This window comes from Kosakonia cowanii JCM 10956 = DSM 18146 (genome assembly GCF_001975225.1).
GTDB classification, from domain to species: Bacteria; Pseudomonadota; Gammaproteobacteria; order Enterobacterales; family Enterobacteriaceae; genus Kosakonia; species Kosakonia cowanii.
On the sequence record NZ_CP019445.1, the window covers coordinates 3,784,099 to 3,809,307 of the forward strand.

The 25,209-nt window shown below is 56.7% G+C and carries 21 protein-coding genes and 1 pseudogene; 6 read left to right on the forward strand and 16 right to left on the reverse strand.

Annotated elements, in window-relative coordinates; genetic code table 11:
- From sctJ to BWI95_RS17935, 4 genes are all read right to left on the reverse strand, one after another.
- A complete protein-coding gene (gene sctJ, locus BWI95_RS17920) occupies nucleotides 1–765 on the reverse strand; it encodes a type III secretion system inner membrane ring lipoprotein SctJ (RefSeq protein WP_054804483.1) in 765 nt (254 codons plus the stop codon).
- A 5-nt stretch (nucleotides 766–770) separates the two neighbouring features.
- The gene (locus tag BWI95_RS17925) at nucleotides 771–1,139 is read right to left on the reverse strand and encodes an EscI/YscI/HrpB family type III secretion system inner rod protein (protein WP_042711766.1); all 369 of its coding nucleotides are present in this window, start codon (nucleotides 1,137–1,139) and stop codon (nucleotides 771–773) included.
- 63 nt (nucleotides 1,140–1,202) lie between these two features.
- The gene (locus tag BWI95_RS17930) at nucleotides 1,203–1,442 is read right to left on the reverse strand and encodes a hypothetical protein (protein WP_023478588.1); all 240 of its coding nucleotides are present in this window, start codon (nucleotides 1,440–1,442) and stop codon (nucleotides 1,203–1,205) included.
- A 141-nt stretch (nucleotides 1,443–1,583) separates the two neighbouring features.
- Complete coding sequence (locus BWI95_RS17935; protein WP_042711762.1) at nucleotides 1,584–2,576, reverse strand: sigma 54-interacting transcriptional regulator; 993 nt, start codon at nucleotides 2,574–2,576, stop codon at nucleotides 1,584–1,586.
- Nucleotides 2,577–3,039: 463 nt separating this feature from the next.
- Between BWI95_RS17935 and BWI95_RS17940 the strand changes: the two genes are divergently transcribed.
- Both BWI95_RS17940 and BWI95_RS17945 read left to right on the forward strand, forming a co-directional pair.
- Nucleotides 3,040–3,735: a hypothetical protein gene (locus BWI95_RS17940; RefSeq protein WP_076769959.1), complete on the forward strand. Its 696-nt coding sequence runs from the start codon at nucleotides 3,040–3,042 to the stop codon at nucleotides 3,733–3,735.
- 15 nt (nucleotides 3,736–3,750) lie between these two features.
- Nucleotides 3,751–4,806, forward strand: a complete 1,056-nt coding sequence (locus tag BWI95_RS17945; RefSeq protein WP_076769960.1) for a hypothetical protein — start codon at nucleotides 3,751–3,753, stop codon at nucleotides 4,804–4,806.
- A 57-nt stretch (nucleotides 4,807–4,863) separates the two neighbouring features.
- Here the strand turns inward: BWI95_RS17945 and BWI95_RS17950 are convergent, their stop codons facing one another.
- From BWI95_RS17950 to BWI95_RS17970, 5 genes are all read right to left on the reverse strand, one after another.
- Nucleotides 4,864–5,913, reverse strand: a complete 1,050-nt coding sequence (locus tag BWI95_RS17950; protein ID WP_076769961.1) for a transglycosylase SLT domain-containing protein — start codon at nucleotides 5,911–5,913, stop codon at nucleotides 4,864–4,866.
- Between the two features lie 177 nt (nucleotides 5,914–6,090).
- Nucleotides 6,091–7,962, reverse strand: coding sequence for a hypothetical protein (locus BWI95_RS17955; protein WP_232374389.1), 1,872 nt, complete (start codon nucleotides 7,960–7,962; stop codon nucleotides 6,091–6,093).
- A gap of 384 nt (nucleotides 7,963–8,346) precedes the next feature.
- The gene (locus BWI95_RS17960; RefSeq protein WP_076769962.1) at nucleotides 8,347–9,567 is read right to left on the reverse strand and encodes a hypothetical protein; all 1,221 of its coding nucleotides are present in this window, start codon (nucleotides 9,565–9,567) and stop codon (nucleotides 8,347–8,349) included.
- 404 nt (nucleotides 9,568–9,971) lie between these two features.
- Entirely contained in the window at nucleotides 9,972–11,405 is a 1,434-nt protein-coding gene (locus BWI95_RS17965; RefSeq protein WP_076769963.1) for a glycoside hydrolase family 32 protein, read from the reverse strand.
- Nucleotides 11,406–11,423: 18 nt separating this feature from the next.
- Nucleotides 11,424–12,665 carry an MFS transporter gene (locus BWI95_RS17970; RefSeq protein ID WP_076769964.1) on the reverse strand — a complete coding sequence of 414 codons (1,242 nt, stop codon included), beginning with the start codon at nucleotides 12,663–12,665 and terminating at the stop codon, nucleotides 11,424–11,426.
- 224 nt (nucleotides 12,666–12,889) lie between these two features.
- Here BWI95_RS17970 and BWI95_RS17975 point away from each other — a divergent pair, with 224 nt between their 5' ends.
- On the forward strand, nucleotides 12,890–13,897 hold the full coding sequence (locus tag BWI95_RS17975; protein ID WP_054804474.1) for a LacI family DNA-binding transcriptional regulator: 1,008 nt from the start codon (nucleotides 12,890–12,892) through the stop codon (nucleotides 13,895–13,897).
- Nucleotides 13,898–13,985: 88 nt separating this feature from the next.
- Here the strand turns inward: BWI95_RS17975 and BWI95_RS17980 are convergent, their stop codons facing one another.
- The 5 genes from BWI95_RS17980 to ycgZ all read right to left on the reverse strand — a co-directional run bounded on the left by BWI95_RS17980 (nucleotide 13,986) and on the right by ycgZ (nucleotide 16,484).
- Complete coding sequence (locus tag BWI95_RS17980) at nucleotides 13,986–14,894, reverse strand: flagellin N-terminal helical domain-containing protein (protein ID WP_054804473.1); 909 nt, start codon at nucleotides 14,892–14,894, stop codon at nucleotides 13,986–13,988.
- Between the two features lie 139 nt (nucleotides 14,895–15,033).
- A complete protein-coding gene (locus BWI95_RS17985) occupies nucleotides 15,034–15,342 on the reverse strand; it encodes a monooxygenase (RefSeq protein WP_054804472.1) in 309 nt (102 codons plus the stop codon).
- A 121-nt stretch (nucleotides 15,343–15,463) separates the two neighbouring features.
- Complete coding sequence (locus BWI95_RS17990; RefSeq protein ID WP_023478767.1) at nucleotides 15,464–15,739, reverse strand: biofilm development regulator YmgB/AriR family protein; 276 nt, start codon at nucleotides 15,737–15,739, stop codon at nucleotides 15,464–15,466.
- A 37-nt stretch (nucleotides 15,740–15,776) separates the two neighbouring features.
- Complete coding sequence (locus tag BWI95_RS17995; RefSeq protein WP_076769965.1) at nucleotides 15,777–16,085, reverse strand: hypothetical protein; 309 nt, start codon at nucleotides 16,083–16,085, stop codon at nucleotides 15,777–15,779.
- Between the two features lie 159 nt (nucleotides 16,086–16,244).
- Complete coding sequence (gene ycgZ / locus BWI95_RS18000) at nucleotides 16,245–16,484, reverse strand: regulatory protein YcgZ (protein WP_023478790.1); 240 nt, start codon at nucleotides 16,482–16,484, stop codon at nucleotides 16,245–16,247.
- Between the two features lie 298 nt (nucleotides 16,485–16,782).
- Between ycgZ and BWI95_RS18005 the strand changes: the two genes are divergently transcribed.
- Nucleotides 16,783–18,003: a diguanylate phosphodiesterase gene (locus BWI95_RS18005; protein ID WP_076769966.1), complete on the forward strand. Its 1,221-nt coding sequence runs from the start codon at nucleotides 16,783–16,785 to the stop codon at nucleotides 18,001–18,003.
- A 91-nt stretch (nucleotides 18,004–18,094) separates the two neighbouring features.
- Nucleotides 18,095–18,828 (forward strand): annotated as a pseudogene (locus BWI95_RS18010) (MerR family transcriptional regulator).
- A 9-nt stretch (nucleotides 18,829–18,837) separates the two neighbouring features.
- On the opposite strand, the gene BWI95_RS18015 reads toward BWI95_RS18010, so the two are convergent.
- Nucleotides 18,838–20,661: a glycoside hydrolase family 15 protein gene (locus BWI95_RS18015; protein ID WP_076769967.1), complete on the reverse strand. Its 1,824-nt coding sequence runs from the start codon at nucleotides 20,659–20,661 to the stop codon at nucleotides 18,838–18,840.
- Nucleotides 20,662–20,767: 106 nt separating this feature from the next.
- Between BWI95_RS18015 and BWI95_RS18020 the strand changes: the two genes are divergently transcribed.
- Nucleotides 20,768–23,161, forward strand: a complete 2,394-nt coding sequence (locus BWI95_RS18020; protein WP_076769968.1) for a phosphoketolase family protein — start codon at nucleotides 20,768–20,770, stop codon at nucleotides 23,159–23,161.
- An 803-nt stretch (nucleotides 23,162–23,964) separates the two neighbouring features.
- On the opposite strand, the gene BWI95_RS18025 is transcribed toward BWI95_RS18020, so the two are convergent.
- Complete coding sequence (locus BWI95_RS18025) at nucleotides 23,965–25,200, reverse strand: MFS transporter (RefSeq protein ID WP_042716430.1); 1,236 nt, start codon at nucleotides 25,198–25,200, stop codon at nucleotides 23,965–23,967.
- Between the last annotated feature and the right edge of the window lie 9 nt (nucleotides 25,201–25,209).

Consider the following 25,209-nt stretch of genomic DNA (forward strand, 5'->3'; position numbering starts at 1 on the left):
TCACTTCGCCTCTGCCGCCTGGCGCTTACGATTCAGTGCCTGACGAATAAATGCATTCGCCACCAGCAACAGCAGCAGCACCCCAAAGCAGGTTGCCACTATTTTGACCATGCCGTAACGCTCCGGGGTCAGCTGAAACGGCCCCAGCTGCACCATTTCAACTCTGTCTTGCCAGGCTTTCGCCGGGACAAAGACGATCGCCAGGTCGCGGTCATCACGCCCGCCTAGCCCCGGAATACTGGTTGCCACCAGCCGGCGAATGCGCGGCTCGATACTGTCCGGGTCGAGATTTTCGTGATACTTGATAAAGACCGAGGCGGAAGCGGGCTGTACCGGCTCGCCGGGGGCGATACGCTCCGGCAGTACCACATGCACCCGCGCCACCACCACGCCATCGATTTGTGACAGTGTCGCTTCTACCTCTTGCGACAGGGCATAGATATAGCGGGCGCGCTCCTCCAGCGGGCTGGAGATAACGCCGCTTTTCTGAAACACCGCGCCGAGGTTGGTCCGTGCCTGATGCGGTAGCCCGGCGGCATTGAGGATATTCACCGCGCGCTCGATATCACCGCGCGCGACGCTGACGCTCACGCCCTCTTTGGAGACCTGTTTTTCCGCTTCGATTTTAAAGCGGCTCAGTTCTGCCACCACATCATTGGCATCGTTTTCCGAAAGCCCGCTGTGCAACTGGGTCTGGTCACCGCAGCCGGTAAGCAGCAGCGCCAGCCACAGGGCGCAGAGGGATTTAATGACAGAGCCATTCATAAGCTTCACTGCAGGTTGCTGAGTTTGTCGACTGACTGAACGGTTTTGGCGATCACTTTGGCGTTCATCAGACTCTCAATGTAGTAATTGGACAGCTGCGCATTGGCGCGGGAGAAATCCTCCGCACTGGAGGATCGCGACGCGACCCTGAGATCGTGAAAGGCATCTTTTTGCGCACGCTGGTTGCCGCTAAGGGATTGCAGAATATTGCCGACCACGCCCGGCTCCGAAGAGGCCGCCTTGCTGCTTTCAGGCGCGGCGCCATTAAGCTTTGCATTAAACCACTGAATATCTTCCGCCGACGGTGCTTCATCGTAGATGTCAACTGACGGTACCGGTTCGGAGGTAAGCGAGGGAGATTGAGAGACTTTCATCAGCAAAACTCCTGTAGGTGAGTGAGCAGGGAGTCGTCAATAACGCCTCCCTGCCGGAGTCGATTAGTACTGAATTTTGACCTGGGCTGCGGCGGATGCGGCCTGCGCATTACTTTCGGCGATGCCGTTAATGCGCTGGAACTCTACATCGCGATCCATTTTATCGGCCTGGTTTTCCTGCATTCTGTCCATCGCCTGCTGCGAACGGACCATATATTTCGCACCACTATAGGCACCGGCAACCTGAGTGTAAGCAGAGGCTGCGTTGGTGATCCCGTTGGCAAGTAAGCTAGCACCTGACATAGTAATTCCTCGCGTTAATGATGGGTTGTATTTGGGTGTTGCGTTCATTAAGTGATAAACGAAGCCACCTGGTTCCATCGCAAAGAAAAAATTTATGCAGAAGAGGCCTTCTGGCCCACCGCGAGAGGGGCGGGCGACATGTCAGGCGGTAAGTTTTAACAGCTTCAGGCGGTGATAGAGGGTGCGCCTGGGAATACCTAACTCAAGAATAACGTCATCAATACGATTACCGTGCCGTTTCAGGCAGTCGTGGATCAGGCTGCGCTCAATGCGCCGCAGTCGCTCTTTTAATAGCCCGCGCCCCTCCTGCTTTATCTCACAGCACAGCGGTGGCAAGCCCAGCACAAAGCGTTCCGCCGCCGCTTTCAGTTCGCGGATATTCCCCGGCCAGCTATGCAGCAGCAGGGTTTCATCCAGCACGGGCGACCCCGGCGGCAGCGGCTGGTTCAGGCGCATCGCCGCTTCCTGGGTGAAGCGGCGAAACATCGGCAGGATCAGCTCCGGCCGCGACCGCACGGTTGGCGTGGCAAGTTTGATCGTGTCGAGGCGAAAGAAGAGATCGCGGCGAAAACGCCCCTGCGCCACCAGCTGCGAGAGCGGAATTTGCGAGGCGGCGACCACGCGCAGATCGAGTTCAATACTTTTGGTGCTGCCGAGTCGCTCCACCGCCCGGTTTTCCAGTACCCGCAGCAACTTGGCCTGCACCGTGAGCGGCATACTGTCTATTTCATCCAGAAACAGCACGCCATGATTGGCGCTCTCAATATAGCCCGCGCGGGAAGTGCTGGCACCGGTAAACGCCCCGGCCATCACCCCGAACAGCTCGCTTTCGGCCAGTGTCTCCGGGATGGCCGCGCAGTTAACCGGCACCATCGGGCCGCGACAGCCGGAAAGTTGATACAACCGCCGGGCCAGAGCATCTTTCCCGGTACCCGTTTCCCCCTCGATTAGGACATCAATTTTTAACGGTGCAATCGTATTTAAAATCTTATACAGATGGGTATGGATATCGGTCACAGGTTCCGGATAACCCGCCGCCGCGCGTGGGCGGGAGTCAACCTGGCGTAAAACGTTATCCTCACTCCCCTCATCTGCAGTCCCCTGGATTAACTCTGTCCTGGTAAGACGAACCATACATTCTCCATTAGCTTCACGTAAGCGCGCCTTGCACGGGACGCGCGGGTAATTCAGCGCTTGTGGATTTTTTGGAAGTTGAGCCTGATGTAAAGAATTACAAATTTACAGCGGCCTCACTCTCACTCAATCAGGTAATCCTCGCTATCAGTCCAGGATTATTATTTCGTAGGGATAGCCGCTCAGCAGGTAAGGATTTCCTTACCTGATTTAAAAAAAGAGATTTAAAAACAACCAATTGAGTACGAAACGGCTGCAGCGATAAGTTTTAAAACTCGGAATACGCATCACAAACAGAGATTTTTAAGCGGAACTACCCTGGAACAATCGCCACTCACAGTGCGAGGCAGCATCAGCCCGAAAGGTAAAATTGTGCAAACAGCATGAATTAGGTTTGCAAAATGTTACAGCTTCGGCTGCTGCCCAACCAATCGCTGACTTATTAACTCTGAGGAACACATTTATGAAGATTCCAGGATTTGGTGGTGGAGCAACAAACGCAAACAGAGCCGATTTCCCGCCGGCGAATATGCCAGGCAAACCGGGGGGCACGCCGTCAGGCAAACCAGACCTGCCCGATCAGCCAGGCAAATCCTCGCCTTTGTCTTTCCTCAATAATTCGAAAATGGGCCCGCTCTCTTTTGCCAGTAACGCCTTTGGCGGCCTGAGCACGCTCGCGTCGCTGACCGGGCTTGGCGGCCTCGGCGGAAGCCAAAGCAACGGTCAGTCAAACGGTGCAAACGCGCCTGCGAGCGGCAGCAACTCCCTGCCGGGCGGCGGCTTAATGCAGCAGCTTATGATGCTGCTAGGTCTGCAACAGCTGTTGGGCGGCGGTAATAAGGCGCAGCAGCCGGAACAGCCAACTACCCCGGCCCCGTCTCAGGGTGCGAATAAGAGCAGTAACCCGCTTGAGCAGCTGATGCAGATGCTCCAGCAACTGCTGCAGCAGATGATGGGTCTCGATAAGGGCAAGGGGGCAGACAGCGGCGAACAGAGCGGCAACGCACCGCAGGCTCCTGCTCAGGGAGCGGCTGACGGTGGCGGTCAACAGGGTGGGATGATGCAAAATCTGCTGTCGCTGTTGGGGCTGACGTCACTGTTGCAGGGTCTGTTGGGCGGCGGTCAGGAGCAATCTTCCCAGAAAAATACGCAGCTCTAATTCAGGGGGGCTTATATGGTTATGCAAGTACCTGGCGCGGGGGGGATCACCCCCGCTTTTTCACCCGGCGGGCAACTGCCGGGTAACCTGCCATTAACCACTCCCCTGCCCGGATCTTCTTTGCCGGGTCTGGGTAACGATCTGCCGATCTGCTACTCCGGCACTAGCGGAACGCCGCTGGCGGGCCTGGGCGATCCGACCCAACAGTTCGATCAGCTGTTAAAGCAGGTTGGACTGGGTGCGCTTGTTGATCCCGCCGCCGAAGGGGAAACGATGCCCGAGGCGTTATTTACCAGCGAAACCGCAGGTGAAGAGACGCCGCAGGCAGCGGGCGATGGCGTGCGGACCAGCGAGAAGGACCTCAGCGTCAGGCCGACGGAAGATAACCTGAAAGGCCGTCCGCCGGGAGATAACCGCAGCGCCGAGCAGATCATTGATGAAAACCCGGTGCTGAAAAACCTCGGCAATCAGAAAGATATCAAGCGCGAGCAGCTAAAAGAGCGCTTTGGTGACTGGACGGACGCCAATAAAGATCCGAAGAGTCGTGCTGATGCGGCGTATAACATGGCCTGCGTGTTAAACAGCATAAAAGGCCTCAATGCCCGCGATGGCAGCGAGCGAACGGAGATCTCCGCTAACGACAAAATAGAGGGCATCACCAAGGATGGCGACGCCCGCCACGGTACCGAGGCAGGTGTACTGAAGGATATCGCCGAACAGGGGCTGAAAATGCTGCCGGAGAATAAGCAGCTGCCGCAAACCAATGATACGCACGTAAGAAAGGATGGGACCAATAAAGACAACTTCCAGTGGGGCATGGGCGAGTTCGGCAAGATATTGTCGAATATCCCGATTCTCAAATCTGTTGCTGCGCCTTTCTTCAACAACATTGGCGAGGCCCGTAATCTGGGCGAAGTCTTTACCGGTGGCCTGAAAGGTCTGGCTGAGGGTGGAATGAGCGTGGCGCGTGGGCCGATTGGCTGGGGCATTACGGCCGCTACCGACACCGTGCAGATTGCGGTGGAGAATGCCGGAGGGAAAGGGAAGAACGAACCGCCGCCGTTTGCCTGATTTATTACCTTGCTGATGTTTGTCCCTGTACCTGGTACAGGGACTTTTTTTTGCCTGTTATGCAGGTAACGTACCTTTGCCGCTGGAGATAACATCGGCAAAATTGAGCACTTTCCCGACATAGGTTGCATCGCCGGTACCGGTTTTCGAGATATCTGTCAGATCGTTGACATTCACATTCCCCGGCCCTGAGTTATAGGCCCGCAGCCCGGCACCGAGATCGCCGCCAAACGCCTGCCGCTGCTCTTTCAAATAGAGCGCACCGGCCATAATGCTGTCTTTAGGGTTGGAGGGGCTGGCATCGGATCCCAGCAGATGCGGGTATCTGCTTTGCAGATCGGCGAAAGTGTTCGAATTGACCTGCATCAGGCCGCTGTCGGAAAGCCCATTGCCGCCGTTAACGGTGGTCGCATCGATTTTCCCGCGTGACTCCTGCCAGATTTGCCCCGCCAGCACTTCAGGCGGTTGGTCGGTCTCTCTGGCGGCATGCATTATCGCCTTCTCATGATCGAGTAGCGGCGCAGGTAAATGCAGTCCCGACTCGCCTTTTATCAGCGGAACGCCGCCGGATGCCGGTGTCTGCTGGGCAGGTGTGTTCAGGGCAGCACTGGAGGGAGAGCCCGGTTGTGCCGCACTGCCCGGCTGTTGCGCAGAGGCGCCGGCAGGCTGATCAACAGGCTGCTGCACAGCGGCGTTCACCGGTGCGGCGGGCGCAGCCCCCTCCTCTGCTGAGGCGCCCGGCATCCCTGACCCGCCGCCGCTACCCGCTCCAGCACCAGCGCCTGCTCCTGCGCTGTTATTTTGCTGCTGACCGGAGAAGAGCTGCTGCAACATCATCAGCAGTTGCAGTAGTGCTTGTATTTGCGGGCCCAGTTGCTGCATTAGCCCCTGCATCTGCATCGGATCCATACTGCTCTCACTGCCGGGCGTGGCGCTGAGGCTACTGAAATCCGTGCCGCTCATGGCATCATTGCCAAAGTTAATTGCCTGGCTGCCGCCAGCAAAATCTGTCGGGCTGAACGAGGCAACGTTTTTTTCATCGAGCGCGCTGAAATCAGGCATTTGCGGCTGTATCGGCGCGAAAACCGAACCTGACGAGATATTCATCCTTCTGTCCTCTCAACAAAGGGTCATCATTAGCGCCAGTCACGCTGACGCATCCCTCCCGGTTTTACCGGGGTATGATTGAGTGGACAGCGCGCGGCGCGGGTTCCGCGCAGAGCGTGCTACAGCGAAAATTCAGACGAAAAAAAGCCGCATCGCTGCGGCTTTTAAGAGGGGGCATCAGGAGGCTTTTTTCGGCTCTTCAGGCTCTGGCGATCCTGCTGGCCCTGCGGCTTCTGATGAAGCAGAAGACCCGGACGCCGCTGATGATGCTGATGATGTCGGTAAGGAGTCGGGCAGCGGGATCATCTCGGCGATACGCTCGCTCATCTTCTCTGCTTCAGATTCAAGCAGGGCGATAATGGCCTCGTAGTCAGCCTGCGTTAACTTCTCAGGCTGGGGGCTTTTGATACTCGCCAGCCCCGGGAAGGTTTGCCACCATGCATAGGTATCACCCCGGCGCATCTCGGGTGAACGCCCGGGCGGAGTGTTACGCAACGGGCCGGAGGTATGCGAATGGATGCTGGCGCTGTCCGACTCGCCCGCTGCCGGTGAATCGCTCCTGCGGGCGTCAACGGCAGGCGCTTGCGGCGAGCTTTCACGAGGAATCTCAACAACCGGCGCTTCCGGTGATTCACGACGGGCCTCTACCTCCGGCGCTTCGGGCGATTCCCGGCGGGTCTCTTCAGCTGGCACTTCGGCTTCCGTTGACGGACCCGCTACCGGCGGTTCGCCTGCGGGCGGTCTTGCGCCAGAACTTACCGGGGCTTCCTCTTCGATCGTGGCGGCGGCCTTCGGGCGAAGCTTGTTTGCCACTGCACTCTCAGCTTCCTTATACAGAAGACCAAACAAACCCTGCTGGAAGTAAGAATAGGCGTTCGGTATCAGGGCCGCCGCATTGCCTACACTTTCGCGGGAAGCGCGGAAGCTGCCTTTTTTCGCCAGCTCCAAAGCGGTCTCAGCCGCCCCCTTCTGACCGTCGGTGAAAATTTTCTCGAAACCGCCTTTGGCCACGCGCGCTGCGCCCGAGCCGGTGCCCAAACCGAGAGCTTCCATCCCTTCCGAGGCTACCACGCTTAATGCACTCAGCGTGGTAACGCCCTCAACCCAACGTTTTGGCGATTTTGCGTGCGCCAGCACTGCATCGAAGTGGCTACCCTCGCCACTATTCTTCTTGCCGTTGGACAGCGCCATATAACGATCTTTCCAGTCGTTACGGCCAAATAAAAACTCCGCGCCGTGCAGGTTGTCGTAGTAGTTTTCAACGACGCCACTCAATGAACCGGCACCCGAGGTCAGGCCAAAACCAGCAATCTGATTAATGGCATAACCCGGCTTAAGCGCGGCTTGTATAATCCCCATCGGCTCTGGCCGCGGCATATTTTCAGGTAATAGCTGAGTTGCACTGGAAACCCCACCGGTAATCGGGTTGCGGACGTTAAAGCCTGTCCCGCCCAGCGCCGTCATTTTTAATTTATGCAGAAAGGTATCGCGTTTTTTTGCCTCTTCCTGCATAAGAGGGTGCAGCGAATCCATATCCGCCTGCATCCATCTCGAATCCTGAATGCTGCTACCGATAACCCGTGTGAGCACGGCTTTGAACGCTACGGCGGTCATCCCCCCCGCCACGCCAGCGACAAAGTTGTGCATGGGCGTGCCCGGCTCCAGCTTCATCGCGCTCGCTATCCCCTTACCGACCAGATCGCCGGGGACACCGGAAAGGGCATAGATCATGCCAATAGCCCCCTTTGCCTTAGCCATGATCATCGTGTCGCAGCTGCGAGCAAATTTGAGCACATCTTTTACCTGATCGTCCGTCTGGTGCAAATCATCGTGCAGGGCAACAGCTATATCATCCAGGTATTCATGTACATCCGCCCCGCCTCTACAGGCGTTATGCAGCGTATTCGCAATACGCCCGATCTCCGCTAAGCGCGCCCTCGCAGCGGGGGTTGTCGTAGCGACTGCGCTGGTTGATGGCCCACCGCGCGAGGCCAGTTCAATTGCATCGTGCTGTACAGGGGAAGCTGGGCGTCTAATTCCTTCCATCATTCTCACTCCGCCAGATTGTGCCGGTTATCAGTAACCGGTCAGTTGATGACTTGCGAAATGAATAGCTCACCCCGCAACGATAGCGTTGAGTGGGATGCGAGCGGGCCCGGTTTCAATTTTGCGGAGATTTTTTAAGGTTTTGTGATGCAGCTAATAAAAAGCAGCCAGATGCGCTGCGCTTCAGCGGAGAGAAGCATTTTTTAACCGTTTATGTGGACCTGGTTAGATCAAATGACGATGGGGAGCCACGCGGGAAAGTTATTCATAATGGTTCATTTAACAACCACTTGATAACGGGGGCTTTGCCAGCCTGCCTCATTGCAGGATCTGGCATCAGGTAAAGCTTAAACTCCACACATTGGCGTGGAGTTTTTTCATCTTCTCTCAGGCAATCGCCAGTTCAATGACCTCAAAGAGTTTTTTCGCGCCAGCGTTCGATTGCGTCAGCGAGATTTTTTGTTTTTTCCCCTCTTTCAGCCAGAGCGTAATCTGCTTATTCAACGCACCGGAAAAAGTCACCTTCTGAATATCGCTGAACCGCGTGAAGAATTTTTTTTCATCCTCAAACATGCCTGGTAAACAGTAGATAGCCTCATCGGTTAACACCACGCCACGATCGCCCTTTCCTGCCAGTGTTTCATCAAAGTAAAAAAGAAGATCATCTTTTTTAAGCGGCGGTAATGTTCCCGCTGCGGCAACGGCCTGGATAAAATGAGCGATTTTTTTATCGTTCAGTTGGTCATAGCGATAAAAGTGATGATCTTTGTTCGTCGCGTAGCGCTGCTCTGTTTCATGGTTCAGTTGGTAGACAGGCTGTTCATCCGCAGGCGTGCTCACTTCAGCCAGTGAGCGGGTTAGCGATGCGCCCACCGCTCCGGCACCAGGAACGATCGTCGAGGTGACCACCGTTTGGGTAACATTACGCGTATAGTCAGCAACGACAGTTCCTCGTGCCGTGGTGTACCCGCTAACGGATTGTGGCAGTGTTGCAGAGGTTTTTACCAGGCTCATCCTGAAAGCCGCGCGCAGCGAGGCGAAAATCGAGGCAACCAGTAGCATAATCATCGGTACAGATAGCAACATCACGCAAAAGAGGAACAAAGTGTGTTTTGGCGTAGCCGAACGTTCGCTGATACGCCCGACAGATGCTGCTGCCGCGATAAAGTAGACGACGCCGCATCCTGCCGTCAGCCACACATTGCTGTCGCTATTATTAAGATGATAAATAACAGGAATTAAGAGGCTGGCATAAAGCGTTACGCTCAGCAGAGCATCCGGCAGCAAATTCTTAATACCTTCAAATGCTTTGCCGATGTTGTACAAAATCCAGCAGATAAGAACTATCCAACCAATAATCGGAATGGCTGCGGCGATAGCCATCAAAATGAAGCTGATGACCATTCCACGCAGCATACCGGCAAGATGCCCTTCCGATGCCAGGTAATAAATAAAAAACAGCAGTGCAAAAGCCATCATCCCGGGAAGAATAAAAATAATAGTTTCAGGCAGGAAAAATACGCCAGCCCAAACCGCTACCAGCAGTAAAAAGCACAATCCAGGCCCGATATTCTGCTCTTTCACCGCCACATCCGTATAATTTGTCATTTTATTTTTTAACCTGTTGTTTACTCACGTCTTGCTGTATGTTCGAAATAGCTTAATAAGTGAAATATTTCTGCAAAAAAACCTCTGATTAATTGAAACAACGGTTTCTGATACTGTTATTTCTTCCGAAGAATATGTTTTCCGGCAGGCGCCATGCGTCAATATTTTTCTCTGCGCATACTTTCCCGATAATTTGCTCATACGTACAGCCCCCTGATTTGGGGGCGGTAACAGGACAATCCGGTCGGTACTCTACGCCGCCGGTCGTATTGCGTCTAATGATATATATCAATCACTTGAGCACTTTCACCTTAGCGTCAAACAATTTGCGTTAGGGCGGTGTGCGAAGCGCTTTACACCCATCATTAAAAAGCTCCACGCGCTGGCGTGGAGTGTTCGCTCTGTTACGCCAGCGGCCAGGCCCCGGCTTCAATTACGCACGCCGAACCGCTCCACGCAAACAGCGCGAGCGCGCGCTTATCAGCATCAGGGTAGATGCGGCTGCTGAGACATGCCTCACCGTCGTTAACAAACACCTCAACTGACGAGCTGTCGAAGAAGAGGCGCAGTTCCAGCGACGCGTTGATATCAACCGGCACGCTACGCATCCCGCACAGCCCATACTGCGGATAGTGACGCGCCAGCACCAGGCGCTGCATCTGCGCATCAACGTAGACGCGCAGCCCCTCACCGAGGCTTACGCCATACTGCTCTGCGCTGCTGTTGCCGCACTCCCAGCGTAAAAGTACTTCCAGCGCGTCGTCATTCTCCGGCAGCGTGATTTGCTGATTCTCAAGCCGCGTAACCGGCCATGGCATCCACACGCCGCGCAGGGTTTCCACCTCTCTTGCCGGACGCATCTGCACGCGGTTGTCGGCGCTCAGGCTCACTTCGCGCGGCAGCGACAGCATACCGGCCCAGCCATCCTGCTGCTCCGGCAGCGGCGATTCCCACATATCCAGCCAGCCAATAACAATCCGCCGACCATCTGGCGTCAGCAGGCTTTGCGGGGCGTAGAAGTCATGGCCGTGATCCAGTTCGATAAACTCGGTTTCGCGCACAAAAGGCTGGCCTGGCTGCCACTGGCCGAGAATATAGCCGCTCTGGAAGAGATTACGGTTGCTGTAGCCCTGCGCCGCGATGCCTTGCGGCGAGAACATCAGTACCCGTTTGTCGCCGAGGGTGAAAAAGTCCGGGCACTCCCACATAAAGCCAAGCGCTTTTTCCGCCTCATCCAGCACGCCAGCGTCCTGCCACTCGCGCAGATCGTCGGAGCGGTAAAGACGAACATGGCCCGTTTCGCCGTCGCGTGCGCCGACGACCATGTACCACGCATCCCCTTCCCGCCACACTTTCGGATCGCGAAAGTGGTGCAGCCCGGGCGGCGTATCCAGCACCATCCCATGACGTTCAAAATGGATGCCGTCGCGGCTGGTGGCCAGGCACTGCACCTGATAGAGATTGGCCTCATCCGTGGCATCGCCGTGAAATTTATGCCCGGTGTAGATCAGCGCCAGCGTGTCGCCATCGACCACTGCCGAGCCGGAAAAGCAGCCATCTTTATCAGCCGGGCCTTCCGGTGCCAGCGCCACCGGCAGATGCTCCCAGTGCAGCAGATCTTTACTGCGCGCATGCCCCCAGTGCATCGGCCCCCACTGTGTTGAATAGGGGTGATGCTGATAAAACGCGTGGTACCAGCCATCAAACCAGACCAGCCCGTTCGGGTCGTTCATCCAGCCTGCGCGCGCCGCGAGGTGGTAGCGCGGATACCAGCGCAGGTTCAGGTTGTCTCGTTTAGCCAGCAGCGCCTGCTCAGCGCCGGCAAGTGAATATGTCATAGTCGCTACTCTTTTCGGTTAAATGGTGGAGGGTTGCGGCATCAGCGGGTCAGAAGATGACTTACCGGAACGCAACAGGAAGATGGAGATAAAGGTGGTGGCGAAGACCAGCAGCCCCATGATCAGGTAGGACTGGGCAAAGCCATATTTCTCATAGCTGTAGCCCGCCAGCGGCGACAGCACCGAGGCGATCACCGAGCTGGTGCAGGCGAAGCCCACCAGGTAGAGCGTTGAGGAGAGGCGTTTATCGAAGTGCAGGCTGTTGTACTTAAAGATCGCCACCAGCAGGATCGGCAACTCGACCGCGTGCAGCAGTTTGGTGATGGAGATAAGCAGCGGCCCCTCCACCAGCCCGGAGGCGACCATGCGCATCGCCATCACCATGCCGGCGAAAATCAGGCCGTTCTTCGCGCCAATCCTGTTCACCAGCCACGGCGCGCAGAACATCCCCGCCGCTTCAAGAAACACCTGGAACGAATTGAGATAGCCATACATGGCGTTGCCCTCCTGCAAGGTCGGGAACTGCGACGAGAAATAGACCGGGAACTGCTGGTCGTAGACGCCATAAATACAGGTGCCAATCACAAACAGCACCAGCGCCCAGAAACGCGGCAGCGTCAGTAAACCCAGCGCATCGGCGAGTGTTACCTTCCCGCCGCTCACCGCCTCCTGCATCGCGTGCGGCGCAGAGGAGACTTTTAAGCGCGCCAGCAGCACAAAGAAGATCAGCCCGGAGGCGCTTGCCACCGCGAAGTTGAGTTTCGGGTTGATGTTAAACAGCAGACCGGCAAAAAAGGTCGCCACCGCCCAGCCAAGGGAACCCCACATTCGTGCTTTACCAAACTCAAACTGGCTCTGGCGCGCGACGCGCTCAGTGTAGGACTCCAGCACCCCAATGCCGCCGTTAAAGGTTAAGCCGATATAGATGCCGCCAAACACGCTGCCGAGCAGGATGTTGATCTGTAACAGATAGCCAAACAGCAAAAAGGCCGGGCCGGAGAGCGCCAGCATGGCGGTCAGATACCAGAGCAGGTTTTTGCGCAGGCCGAGCTTGTCCTGAATAAAGCCATAACAGATCTGCGCAAACAGCGCGGAGACGGAGAGCACGGCGTAGATGATCCCGGTATCCCCCGCTCTCAGCCCCACCTCCTGATGAAGCCAGATGGAGAGCAGCGAACCGGAAGCGGACCAGGTGACGAAAAAGAAGAACAGTAAGGCACTGAGCAGTGGGTAGCTGTGAGCGTGATGGGCTTTCATCATGACAGTCTCATGTTGGAGTTGTGCAGCGATGATAACGTTAACATTATGCGTTACTCATTGGGTTCTGCCGAGATTCATGATGTTAATCACAAGAGTTAACGTTAACATAACAGGAGTGAGAGGGAGATCAAACTCCGCGCCTGTGACGACACCATAAATACGTTACGATAGCGCCCTCTCTGGTCGCAGTGATTGCGCAAGTAAGCCCGCATGGAGTAACAGATATGGCGTCTCTGAAGGATGTAGCAAAGCTGGCGAATGTTTCGCTGATGACGGTCTCGCGTGCGCTCAACAGCCCGAAACGCCTCAAGCCGGAGACGCTGGCGCGGGTGCAGGCGGCGATTGAGCAGATGAATTACGTTCCGGATCTTTCCGCGAAAAAGATCCGCGGTGCGCACGCCTCGCCGAAAACCATCGGCGTGCTGGCGCTGGATACGGTGACAACACCCTTCTCGGTGGAAATTACCTTATCGATTGAAGAGACCGCGCGGGCGCACGGCTGGAACAGCTTCGTGATGAATATGTTCACCGACGACAATCCGGATGCGATTGTTGATCTGCTGCTCTCCCACCGGCCCGACGGCATTATCTACACCACCATGGGGCTACGCCAGGTGCCGCTGCCCGCCAAGCTGCTTACCCTGCCCTGCGTGCTCGCCAACTGCGAAAGCCTGCACCATCCGGTCGCCAGCTATATTCCCGACGATGAACAGGGCCAGTACAGCGCGGTAAAAGCCCTGCTGGAGGCGGGTTATCGCCAGCCTCTTTGTCTGCATCTGCCCGAACCGCTGCTCGCCACTGCGCGTCGTCGCAAGGGTCTTGAGCGTGCCTGCCGTGAAGCCGGGGTTAACCCGGACGGCCTGATTCACCGCTATATGGCGCAGGGTGACGAGCATTACCGTGACATTCCGGCGCAGGTGCTGGCGCATATCCACGCGCAAAAGCCGCAGTTCGATTCGGTGATATGTGGTAACGACCGCATTGCGTTTATGGTGTATCAAACGTTACTCGCACAGGGGCTGCGCATTCCGCAGGATGTGGCAGTGGTGGGCTACGACAATATGGTGGGCATCGGCGAGCTGTTCCTGCCCTCCCTTGCAACGGTGCAGCTCCCGCATTATGAGATCGGGCGCCTGAGCGCCCTGCATATTATTAACGGTAGTGAACACAAGCAGACTACGCGGGTTGCCAGCCCGTTTCTGCGACGTGATTCCATGCTGGCGGCTGATTAATGTGCTGCTTTGCTCAAGCTTTACGCCTCGTTAGCCACAAACCAAAAATCCACGCATAAGCGTGGATTTTTTATCATTCAACGAACGGTTAACGCAGCAACGACAGCATGGTCTGCGGCACCTGGTTGGCCTGCGCCAGCACGGACGAGCCGGCCTGTTGTAATATCTGCGCCCTGCTCATATTCGACACTTCCGTGCCATAGTCGGCGTCATTGATTCGGCTGCGCGCGGCGGAAAGATTCGTCGCCGCCTGATTAAGGTTATTGATCGTCGATTCAAAGCGGTTCTGAAATGCCCCGAGCGAACTGCGTTGGGTATCGACGGCTTTTATCGCATCGTCAATGGCGGCAAGCGGATTATTGAGTATCGCACCGCTGAAGGGGGTGACGGTGCCATGGAGCACATCAAAGCCGACTGCTTTTACGCTGCGTGCATTGCCGTGAATGAATTCGCCAGAGACCTGGCCAATCGAACCGGAATTTGCCCCCAGGTTGTAGTCATCGCTGCTGCTCATCGTGATAACAATCTCTTCGCCATCATCTGTCCCTACATGGAAGCCGTAACTGGCCGTACCGGAGCTGGTATTGAGAATTTTGATACCGTTGAAATCAGTCTGCAGGGTCACGCGGTTAATCTCGGCCATACGCTCATTCACTTCCGACTGAATAGAGTCGACATCGGAGGCAGAGTTAGTGCTGTTTTGCGCCTGCACGGCCAGATCGCGGATACGCTGCAAGTTGTTATTGATTTCGCTTAATGCACCTTCAGCCGTTTGTGCCAGCGAAATAGCATCGTTGGCATTTCTTGCGGCCACGCCCATACCGCTAATGCTGGAAGAGAAACGGTTGGCAATTGCCTGGCCCGCAGCATCATCTTTCGCACTATTAATACGCAGGCCGGAGGATAAACGCTGAATTGCAGAGCTTTGCGCCGCCTGGGATTTATTAAGGTTATTTTGGTTGATGAGTGACAGCGTATTGGTATTGATGACGGCCATGCTACAACTCCTTGTAAAAATAGATTGAAACCGGCGGTGCGGTTATCTATTAGCATCGGCACGAGCGTTGAAAACTTTATGCTCTTTAAGGGAATTGCGGTAACAAGCGCTATGAAGGCCCGCTACCGCATAACAACAACTACCCCAGCTGGCCGTGATTCAGCCGTGTCAGGGGTGCATTGACGTCAAACAGTTTGACGGTGATGTTGGTGGCACCAAACTGTTTTAACCGCTCCATATGTTTATCCATATAGCGCTGCGCGTTCGCTTCGCTGTCGAAGAGATAGATCCCTCCCGCTTCCTGCGCGAGCGCATTCTCGGTCCACACTTTCCATAAAAAGCCCGGCTCCCGATTGATTGATTCGGCAAGTTCCACCAGCTGCCGCGACATCTCATCGCCAAATGGGCCGTTAAAATCGAAGTGAATCTGCACTACTTTACTGGCCATACTATCCTCCGTGATGGCATGTTAATAAGCCTGTCGACACTATTTCATCGCTCGCGAAATAGCAAAAAAAAATCCACGCCGGAGCGTGGATTTGGTGTCAGAGCAGGTGATGCCAGTACGGTTAAATATCGTCCGTTGTATGGTGTACAACGATTTCCAGGGTGTGGCGTACAATATCGCTTTTCACCACATCCTCTGTGGTCTCGATCATCTTGATCAACTCCAGGATCAAGGCTTTGTGGGTAATACGTTCACCGGCTGCCATAACACCACGAATCGCCGCGCCCAGTACCACAGACTCCTCTGCGAGCGTCTCGCCGCCGCTGCGAAAATACTCAGCAAGCGAGAGATCAGGCAAATTTTCATATTCGTGTGAATCCAGCAAAACCTGGCTCATCGTTTACCCCGTTTTTTAATGATAATAACCGTGTCTGTTAATGTTTTTTCGAACTACTGGCGGTGTTGTCGCCAAACAGCTGGAAAACGTTATCCCTGCTCTGCTCATCCCACTCATCGCGCTCGCTTCCCTTGTCGCGCCTTAAGGAGGCAAAATTATTGTTGCTGATTTCAGCAATAATCCGCCCCAGCATCTGCCGCCGCTGATTGTCCTGCTCGCTGGCCTCCATCGACCGCAGCCTGTTAATCAGCGCACGTGTGCTAATGGGTGAGTTATCTTTCAGAAGTGACAATACTGCCACTCCGATAAGTTCATCTGTCAGTTGCTCTATTTCACTACTATTCATAACTGCATCTCGGGTTGCCGCTACTTGCCGAACTGCAATTGCGGCATGAAGCCAATTCTCCCTTGGGGACGATTAACTTTTCTGCACGCGCATGAAGCGCTTCATCACCCCGCGAGAATTGACTCAAAAGCCAAAAGTATTGCCGTTGGTCAAACTCTGTTAGCGATCGAAAAGCAGGCCAATCAGCGTGTGATAGTGGCTCTCCTCTTCCGGACCAGAAGCCTGCTCCAGACGGCTCAGCAATTTAGTACAAATTGCCTTGCGGTTCAGGTTGCGTCCTTCGCTCAGGATCTCAACGGCGATCTGTCCCAGCGTCTGCTGCTGAGTCGGGAGTGATGCCTTGTTGAAATAGCGGGTAATGGCATTAGCTGTATTCGGAAAATAACCGTTCTGCTGCATATGTCACTCCTCAAATAGTCCATTAACTTGTTAAAGTAACGTTAAAGTTATACAAAAAACGCCGTTTTGTACATAGTAATTGTACAAGTTTGTTAGCCATCTAATGAATATTTCACAATCTTTATATTTATCAGGTGATTATAACCAGGAAAATTTTTACGCGGTTGAACAAGGTTGTACAAGCTGAAAAGCCGCGTGTACAAGCGGCACAAACAGCATAATTCTCTGCTAAATCAAGGGAGACGAGGTACTTTGCATCTGGTAGTGTGAGCGCTCATTCACCCGTTTCGGAACGCTTATGCTCACCACCCTCATTTACCGCAGCCATTTTCGCGACAACGTATCGTTTTCGATGCTTGAAGGGATGGTTGAAGCGGCCAATCAAAAAAACAGCCAGGCCAACGTAACCGGCATTCTGCTGTTTAATGGCACCCACTTCTTCCAGCTGCTTGAAGGGCCGGAAGAGACGCTGGATCCGATTTACAACGCCATCTGCAATGATGAGCGCCACTTTAACGTTGTGGAGCTGCTGCGCGACTACGCGCCGTCACGACGCTTTGGTAAAGCCGGGATGGAGCTGTTTGATCTGCGCGCCTACGACCGGGAAGAGGTGCTGCAAACGGTGCTGGATAAAGGCACCTCAAAATACCAGCTTATTTATGACGACCGCGCGCTGCAGTTCTTCCAGACCTTTGTCGAAGAGGGCCAGAAAGAGAACTACTTTGAGATCCCGGTCGACGACGAGTGGGAGTTCGTTCCCGACGGCAGCGCCGTTACCCTGCCCGCGTCCGTTGCCGCCACCAGCACCGACTGCCGCTTTGCCTTTCAGCCGCTGATCGATCCCTTCGCCCGCAAAGTGGTAGCGATTGAAGCCCTGCTGCGTACCCCTTCTGGCGATGCACCGCAGGCCTACTTTGACGGCCTGACGGGTGATGCCCTCTATAACGCCGATCTTGAGAGTAAGAAAGTGGCGTTCGCAATGGCCACCGCGCTGGATATTGGCGCGCAGACCCTCTCGGTCAACCTGCTGCCGATGACGCTGGTTGAAGTGCCCGGTGCGGTCGAGTTTATCCTACGCGAGATTGAGGCTAACGGGCTGGTGCCGGAGCAGATTATCGTTGAGTTCACCGAGAGCGAGATCATTTCGCGCCTCGAAGAGTTCACCGAAGCGGTGAAGTTGCTGAAAGGCGCCGGCATCCGCGTGGCAATTGACCACTTTGGCGCCGGCTTTGCGGGCCTGCTGCTGCTGGCGCAGTTCCAGCCGGACCGCATCAAAATCAACCGCGATCTGATCCAGGATGTGCATAAGAGCGGCTCACGCCAGGCGATTGTGCAGGCGATCATCAAATGTTGTACATCCCTTGAAATTCAGATCTCCGCCGTCGGTGTCGAGAAAGCTGAAGAGTGGATGTGGCTGGAGTCGGCGGGTATCTCCCAGTTCCAGGGCTACCTCTTCGCGCGCCCGGATATCAACGGTATTCCAGCAGTCTGCTGGCCAGAAAAACAGGACGATGCTTAATTGCTCCTTAAGTAAAGCTGTACAAAGTGCTTGTACAGCCTGCAAGGCTTAACTAGGCTTTGCGGGTGTATATCGGGGTTACGAGGAAGTCATGGCGTTTTACAGTATTGGCGAAGTGGCAGAACGGTGCGGAATTAACCCCGTCACACTTCGCGCATGGCAACGTCGTTACGGTTTGCTAAAGCCCCAGCGCAGCGAGGGCGGCCATCGTCAGTTTGACGAAGCGGACATTCTGCGCATTGAGGCCATTAAACGCTTTATCGAAAGCGGCGTCTCGGTCAGTAAAGTAAAAGCGTTGCTGGATGAGACGCCCGTCGGCGTCGAGCAGGGCTGGGCAAAAGTGCAGGAAGATCTGCTGGCAACCCTGCGCCAGGTTAACCCGGCCAGGCTGCGCGCCATGGTGCTGGATATGGGGCGTAAATACAGCGTCGATCAATTTATCGATGAAGTGATTATGCCGGTGCGCCTGCTGCTGGCGCGGGATCAGAACACCGCGCGGGTGATCTTAAGCCTGCTGGACGGTGTATTGATCGACTTTGCCGTCACCCGCCTGGCCCTCAATCGCCAGCAGGGAAGTAAAGAGGCGCTGTTTATTGCCTGGAACAATGACGATCGTACGCGCCTGTGGCTGGAAGCCTGGCGCTTCTCGCAGCAGGGCTGGTCTCTGGATGTGCTCGCCGATCCGCTCGACTCCCGCACCCGGAGTTTTTCCCGGGAAAGCAGCTGGTGGTCTGGACGGGCAAAGCGCTGACCCAGCGCCAGTCACAGCAGTTTACCCACTGGCAGGAGCAGGGCTTCGCCCTCACCTTTCACGGCCCGCAGTAAACCGCAGCCTTACGGCTGCCAGGTTTGCTGATTCCCGGACATCTTTTTATCTAAGTAGAACGCGGCACTGATCAGCGCCAGATGCGTCAACGCCTGCGGGAAGTTGCCGAGCGGGAAGCCGCGCTGATCGAACTCCTCGGCGTAAAGCCCAAGGTGGTTGGCGTAGTGCAGCAGTTTCTCAAACTCAATGCGCGCTTCATCGACAAAATCCGCCCGCGCCAGGCATTCGACATACCAGAAGGAGCATGGCGCAAAATAGCCCTCCTCCCCCTGGAGCGAATCCGCCGGGGTCTCCTCCTGCAAATAACGCCGCACCATGCCGTCGCGCATTAACTTTGTGCGGATAGCGTCGAGCGTTGCCAGCCAGTCAGGATCTTTGGCGCCGATAAAGCGAAACAGCGGCATCAGCAGCATCGAACCATCGACATCGCTGCCGTTGCGCGTTGAGGTAAAGTGGCCGAGCTTCTCATTCCAGAAGTTATGCCAGATGTCGTCGCGGATCTTCTGCCGCGTCGCCTCCCAACGGGCAAACGGCATTGAGAGCGACCGCTTGGCACCCAGGCGCAGCGCGCGGTCGAGCGCCACCCAGCACATCAGGCGCGAGTAGAGAAAGTTCTCCGGCTCGCCGCGCATCTCCCAGATGCCGGCATCGGGTGAATCCCAGATCTCGCAGACATAATCCACCAGCCGCATCACATGCCCCCACGCACGATGGGAGATGTTGTCGCCATATTTGGTCGTCAGATAGACGGCGTCCATCAGTTCGCCGTAGATATCGAGTTGCAGCTGTTTATAGGCTTCGTTGCCTTTGCGCACCGGCCGGGAGTTGAGGTAGCCAGCAAGGTGCGGCAGCTCCTCTTCGGTGAGATCCGTTCCGCTGTCGAGGCGGTACATCACCTGCAACTTTTTCGGGTCGAACTTACTGTTCTCCATACAGCTGCCGATCCACGCGCCGAAGGCTTTTGCCTCCTCCACATAACCTAAGCGGATCAACGCATAGCAGCTAAAAGAGGCGTCGCGCAGCCAGGTGGCGCGGTAATCCCAGTTACGCTCGCCGCCGGGCAACTCCGGCAGGCCAAAAGTCGCCGCCGCGGCAATCGAGCCGTAGCGCTGCGAGGTGAGCAGCTTTAGCACCAGCGAAGAGCGCGTTACCGCTTCGCGCCAGCGGCCGCTGTATTTGCTCTGCGCCACCCAGCTTTGCCAGTAGGCAAGCGTGCGCTGGCGCATCGCCGCCACCTGTTTTAGCGCCGCATGCTTCACTTTGCTGTCACCGAGCACAAAGGTCGCGGTTTCGCCCGTTTTAAGCGTGAACTCCCCTTCGACCAGCCCTTTTTTCACCTGTAATGTTTCGGATGAGGCCAGCGACAGTGCCGCGCCTTTCTTGCCCTTAAAGTGATAAACCCGTTTATCCTCCTTCACCTCCGGCACGTCGCTGGCGTAATTGAAGCGCGGCGAGCAGTGGAGCTTAATGGTCGCCTCGCCATAGATAAGGGTGATTTGCCGCACGATCAGCGGGTTGGCTTCGTCATCCTCGTTGATGGCGATAAAGTCCGTCAGCTCCACCATCGTCTCATTCGAGAGCCAGCGGGTTTGCAACACATTGGTATCCGGCAAATAGTGCTGAATGGCGCGCCAGCCCTCGCCCAACGGCGCGACGGCGAAGTAGCCGCCCCGTTTAGCATCGAGCAGCGAGCTAAAAACGGAAGGGCTGTCGAGATTGGGCCAGCAGAGAAAATCAATCGCCCCTTCAACGGTCACCAGCGCGCAGGTCCGCAGGTTGCCGATAATGCCGTGCTTATCAATCACGGCGGTGGTCTGAGTGTCGGTTTTCATTCGGATCCTTATGCGTGCGGTTACGCTTTAAGCGTAGGTGACGCAAAGGGTTCCCGCATCTGTGCCAGGCTTAACAGGAACTCACTTCACTGACGCGGAGAAACGCATGACGCAATACGCCTCACTTCCCGATGATCAACTACACCTGCTCGACCGCTACTGGCGCGCGGCCAACTACCTCTCTGTCGGGCAGATCTACCTGATGGATAACCCGCTGCTGCGCGAGCCGCTTAAGCCTGAACATATCAAACCGCGCCTGCTCGGCCACTGGGGCACCACGCCGGGGCTGAACTTTATCTATGCCCATCTCAACCGCGCCATTCGCCAGCACGATCTCGATATGATCTACATCTGCGGCCCCGGACACGGCGGGCCAGGCATGGTGGCGAACACCTGGCTTGAGGGGAGCTACAGCGAGATCTACCCGCAGGTGAGCCAGGACGCGCAGGGGATGAAAACCCTCTTTCGCCAGTTCTCCTTTCCGGGCGGCATTCCAAGCCACGCCGCACCGGAAACGCCGGGGTCGATTAACGAAGGCGGCGAGCTGGGCTACTCCCTCTCCCACGCCTTTGGCGCGGTGTTTGATAACCCGTCGCTGATTGCCGCCTGCGTGATTGGTGACGGCGAAGCGGAGACCGGGCCGCTGGCGTCGAGCTGGTTCGGTATTAAATTTCTCAACGCCGCGCGCGATGGCGCGGTGCTGCCGATCCTCCATCTCAACGGCTATAAAATCGCTAACCCGACCATTCTTGGGCGCAGTAGCGATGAGGATCTGCTGCATCTGTTTCGCGGCTACGGCTACGAGCCGCTGATTGTCAGCGGTCATGAGCCGGAGAAGATGCACCGCCAGATGGCGCAGACGCTGGAGCAGGCGCTGGAGCGTATTCGCCACTACCAGCAGCAGGCGCGCAGCGGTGAAGCCGCTGAAGAGTTACCGCGCTGGCCGATGATTATTATGCGCAGCCCGAAAGGGTGGACCGGGCCGCAAACGGTGGATAGTAAAAAAGTGGAAGACTTCTGGCGCGCGCACCAGGTGCCGGTCTCCTCCTGCCGGGAAGATGACGGTCACCGGCAGATCCTCGAAGAGTGGATGCGCAGCTATCAGCCTGAGGATCTGTTTGACGAGCAGGGGCGGCTGCGCCCGGAGCTGGCCGCGCTGGCACCCGAGGGCGACAAACGCATGGGCGCCACGCCATGGGCCAATGGCGGCCGTCTGCGCCGCGAGCTTAATACTCCGGCGATTGCCGATTACGCCGTTGATGTCACCTCGCCCGGCGAGACGCAGGCGGAATCCACCGCTGCGCTCGGCGCTTATCTGGCGGGCATCTTCCAGCGCAACCGGGATAACTTTCGCCTGTTTGGCCCGGATGAGACCGCCTCGAACCGCTTAAGCAAAGTGTTTGATGTCACCAGCCGCACCTGGCAGGAGCCGGTCAAACCCTACGACGAGCAGCTTGCCGCCGATGGCCGGGTGATGGAGATCCTCAGCGAACATCAGTGCCAGGGCTGGCTTGAGGGCTATCTGCTCACCGGGCGGCACGGCCTGTTTAACTGTTATGAAGCCTTTATCCATATTGTCGATTCGATGTTTAACCAGCACGCCAAGTGGCTGAAGGTGACGCGCAAACTGCCGTGGCGTGAGCCAATCTCATCCCTTAACTACCTGCTCTCGTCTCACGTCTGGCGTCAGGATCACAATGGTTACAGCCATCAGGATCCTGGTTTTATCGACCACGTGGTGAATAAGAAAGCCGATATCGTGCGTGTCTATCTGCCGCCTGATGCCAACACCCTGCTCTGCGTGGCGGATCACTGCCTGAAGACCTGGGATCGCATTAACGTGATTGTCGCTGGCAAGCAGCCTGCGCCGCAGTGGCTCAACCTTGAAGCGGCGCAGCAACACTGCGCGGCGGGTATGGGCATCTGGCACTGGGCGGGCACGGTGGCCGAGGGTGAAGAACCGGATGTGGTGATGGCCTGCGCCGGTGATGTGCCAACGATGGAGACGCTGGCGGCGGTCGATCTGCTGCGCGACTACTTCCCGGATCTGCGCATTCAGGTGGTGAACGTTGTCGATTTGATGGCGCTGCAAACGGCAGAGCAGCACCCGCACGGCCTGAGCGATGAGGCGTTTGACGCCATCTTTACAGCGGATAAACCGGTGATTTTCGCCTTCCACGGCTACCCGAGCCTGATCCATCGCCTCACCTACCCGCGCAATAACCATGGCAATTTCCACGTGCGCGGGTTTATGGAGGAAGGCACCACCACCACACCGTTCGATATGACGGTGATGAATGAGCTGGACCGCTTCCACCTGGCGCAGGAGGCAATTGTGCGCACCTCCTCCCTGCAAGGTAGAGCGGATGCGGTGCTGGATGAGCTGGCAGAAAAGATCGCCGAGCATCACCGCTACGTGCGCGAACACGGGGAAGATTTACCCGAAGTCCGCGGCTGGAAATGGCCCTCCGCGCAGGGCGACGGCGGCGCCCCCGAGTAACCTCTGCAATCGCCAGGCCGGATAAGGCGTAGCCGCCATCCGGCAATGGCGTGGCGGGAATAATGCCGGATGGCGCGTGAACGCTTATCCGGCCTACGCCGTTTCAGCGGGCTCCGGTTTGGTAGGCCGGATAAGGCGTAGCCGCCATCCGGCAATTGGTATGGCGGTGATAATAACGGATGGCGCGTGAACGCTTATCCGGCTTACGCCGTTTCAGCGGGCTCCGGTTTGGTAGGCCGGATAAGGCGTAGCCGCCATCCGGCAATTGGTATGGCGGTGATAATAACGGATGGCGCGTGAACGCTGATCCGGCCTGGGCCGTTTCAGCGGGCTCCGGTTTGGTAGGCCGGATAAGGCGTAGCCGCCATCCGGCAATGGCGTGGCGGGAATAATGCCGGATGGCGCGTGAACGCTTATCCGGCCTACGCGGTTCCAGCAGCGACTGTTTTTCATTGGATATCCATCTCACAGCGACGGTGTTGACCCCCGCTGAAATCGGCGAACCGAAGCGGGAATGACAAGGTCTGGACGCCATGGATGGCGGACAGAGGCGAACCGAGACATGGACGAGTTCCAGAATGGAACGAGTAAGTCGAGTCGAGCCGGCCGCAGTCAGGCACGCGGGAGGTGAGCGCAGTGCGCAGCACCGATTTCCTCGCGGGGCCGCGGGGATTGATAAGGGGAGCGCGGCCGCTTCCCTTATCCCGTTCACCGCACAAGAGATGAATGAAACTCCCCAACTCCCGGTGAACGGAAACATTCCACCAATGCCCCCATGCAAGCCCCATCGCCCGGATGGCAAATCACCCAGCATCACTCTCCAGCCGCTGCCGATGCCGCAACCCCGGAAACCACCTCATCCACAGCGCCACCACAATCAGCGTCCCCACCCCGCCAATCGCCGCCGCGGGCACCGCCCCCAGCCATGCGGCAAGCATCCCGGACTCAAACTCCCCAAGCTGATTGGAGGTATTGATAAAAATCGAGTTGACCGCATTGACCCGCCCGCGCATCTCATCCGGCGTATCAAGCTGTACCAGCGAGCCACGGATCACCATGCTAATCATGTCAAACCCGCCGAGCGCAAACAGCGCCAGCAGCGAGAGCCACATCCAGCTTGAGAAGGCAAACACCAGCGTCGCCACACCAAAACCCGCGACCGACATAAACATAATGATGCCGACACGGCGCGTCAGCGCACGGTGGCTTAGCCAGAAGCCAACCAGCAGCGCGCCCACCGCTGGCGCACTGCGCAGCAGCCCCAGCCCGAGCGGGCCGGTATGCAACACATCGTGGGCGAAAATCGGCAGCAGCGCCGTCGCACCGCCGAGCAGCACGGCGAAGAGATCGAGTGAGATCACCCCCAGCACATCCGGCCGGTTACGGATAAACCGCACCCCGGCAAAGAGGGAAGAGAGCGTCGCGGGCGTGCGTTTTGGCTGCGCCTGCTCATAGCTCAGGGTGATCACCAGCAGCAGCGAGAGCAGATAGAGCGCCGCCGTGACGCTATAAACCACATCCGCGCCCGCAGCGTAGAGAAAGCCGCCCAGCGCCGGGCCAACGATCTGCGCCGCCTGGCCGGAGACTGCATTCGCCGCCGTGGCGCGTGGCAGAATCGAGGCCGGAACCAACGCCGGTAGCATTGAGATCATCGACGGCGATTCGACGGTTTTCGCGCAGGAGATAACAAAAATCAGCGCCAGGATGACGCCAACGCTGGCGTCCCCCTGCCAGGTGAGCCAGGCGAGCGCGACAATCGCCACCCACTCGCACACCTGCGACAGCAGCACCACGCGACGGCGGTCAAATTGATCGGCGATATGCCCGGCGGGCAGCGCCAGCGTCAGGGAGGGAATAAACTGCACCAGGCCAATCATCCCCAGCCAGAAGGCGCTCTGCGTCTGGGAGTAGATCTGCCAGCCGACAATAATCGACAACATCTGAAAGCCAAAGCTGGAGCTGGTGCGCGCCAGCCAGAAGGCGACAAAGGATCGGTGCTGCAATAAACGGCCATCGCTGGCGGATAACAGGGGTGCCATAACATCTCT

Coding starts and splice junctions, on each gene's coding strand:
- sctJ (WP_054804483.1), bottom strand. CDS start 765: ATGAATGGCTCTGTCATTAAATCCCTCTGCGCCCTGTGGCTGGCGCTG.
- BWI95_RS17925 (WP_042711766.1), bottom strand. CDS start 1,139: ATGAAAGTCTCTCAATCTCCCTCGCTTACCTCCGAACCGGTACCGTCA.
- BWI95_RS17930 (WP_023478588.1), bottom strand. CDS start 1,442: ATGTCAGGTGCTAGCTTACTTGCCAACGGGATCACCAACGCAGCCTCT.
- BWI95_RS17935 (WP_042711762.1), bottom strand. CDS start 2,576: ATGGTTCGTCTTACCAGGACAGAGTTAATCCAGGGGACTGCAGATGAG.
- BWI95_RS17940 (WP_076769959.1), top strand. CDS start 3,040: ATGAAGATTCCAGGATTTGGTGGTGGAGCAACAAACGCAAACAGAGCC.
- BWI95_RS17945 (WP_076769960.1), top strand. CDS start 3,751: ATGGTTATGCAAGTACCTGGCGCGGGGGGGATCACCCCCGCTTTTTCA.
- BWI95_RS17950 (WP_076769961.1), bottom strand. CDS start 5,913: ATGAATATCTCGTCAGGTTCGGTTTTCGCGCCGATACAGCCGCAAATG.
- BWI95_RS17955 (WP_232374389.1), bottom strand. CDS start 7,962: ATGATGGAAGGAATTAGACGCCCAGCTTCCCCTGTACAGCACGATGCA.
- BWI95_RS17960 (WP_076769962.1), bottom strand. CDS start 9,567: ATGACAAATTATACGGATGTGGCGGTGAAAGAGCAGAATATCGGGCCT.
- BWI95_RS17965 (WP_076769963.1), bottom strand. CDS start 11,405: ATGACATATTCACTTGCCGGCGCTGAGCAGGCGCTGCTGGCTAAACGA.
- BWI95_RS17970 (WP_076769964.1), bottom strand. CDS start 12,665: ATGATGAAAGCCCATCACGCTCACAGCTACCCACTGCTCAGTGCCTTA.
- BWI95_RS17975 (WP_054804474.1), top strand. CDS start 12,890: ATGGCGTCTCTGAAGGATGTAGCAAAGCTGGCGAATGTTTCGCTGATG.
- BWI95_RS17980 (WP_054804473.1), bottom strand. CDS start 14,894: ATGGCCGTCATCAATACCAATACGCTGTCACTCATCAACCAAAATAAC.
- BWI95_RS17985 (WP_054804472.1), bottom strand. CDS start 15,342: ATGGCCAGTAAAGTAGTGCAGATTCACTTCGATTTTAACGGCCCATTT.
- BWI95_RS17990 (WP_023478767.1), bottom strand. CDS start 15,739: ATGAGCCAGGTTTTGCTGGATTCACACGAATATGAAAATTTGCCTGAT.
- BWI95_RS17995 (WP_076769965.1), bottom strand. CDS start 16,085: ATGAATAGTAGTGAAATAGAGCAACTGACAGATGAACTTATCGGAGTG.
- ycgZ (WP_023478790.1), bottom strand. CDS start 16,484: ATGCAGCAGAACGGTTATTTTCCGAATACAGCTAATGCCATTACCCGC.
- BWI95_RS18005 (WP_076769966.1), top strand. CDS start 16,783: ATGCTCACCACCCTCATTTACCGCAGCCATTTTCGCGACAACGTATCG.
- BWI95_RS18015 (WP_076769967.1), bottom strand. CDS start 20,661: ATGAAAACCGACACTCAGACCACCGCCGTGATTGATAAGCACGGCATT.
- BWI95_RS18020 (WP_076769968.1), top strand. CDS start 20,768: ATGACGCAATACGCCTCACTTCCCGATGATCAACTACACCTGCTCGAC.
- BWI95_RS18025 (WP_042716430.1), bottom strand. CDS start 25,200: ATGGCACCCCTGTTATCCGCCAGCGATGGCCGTTTATTGCAGCACCGA.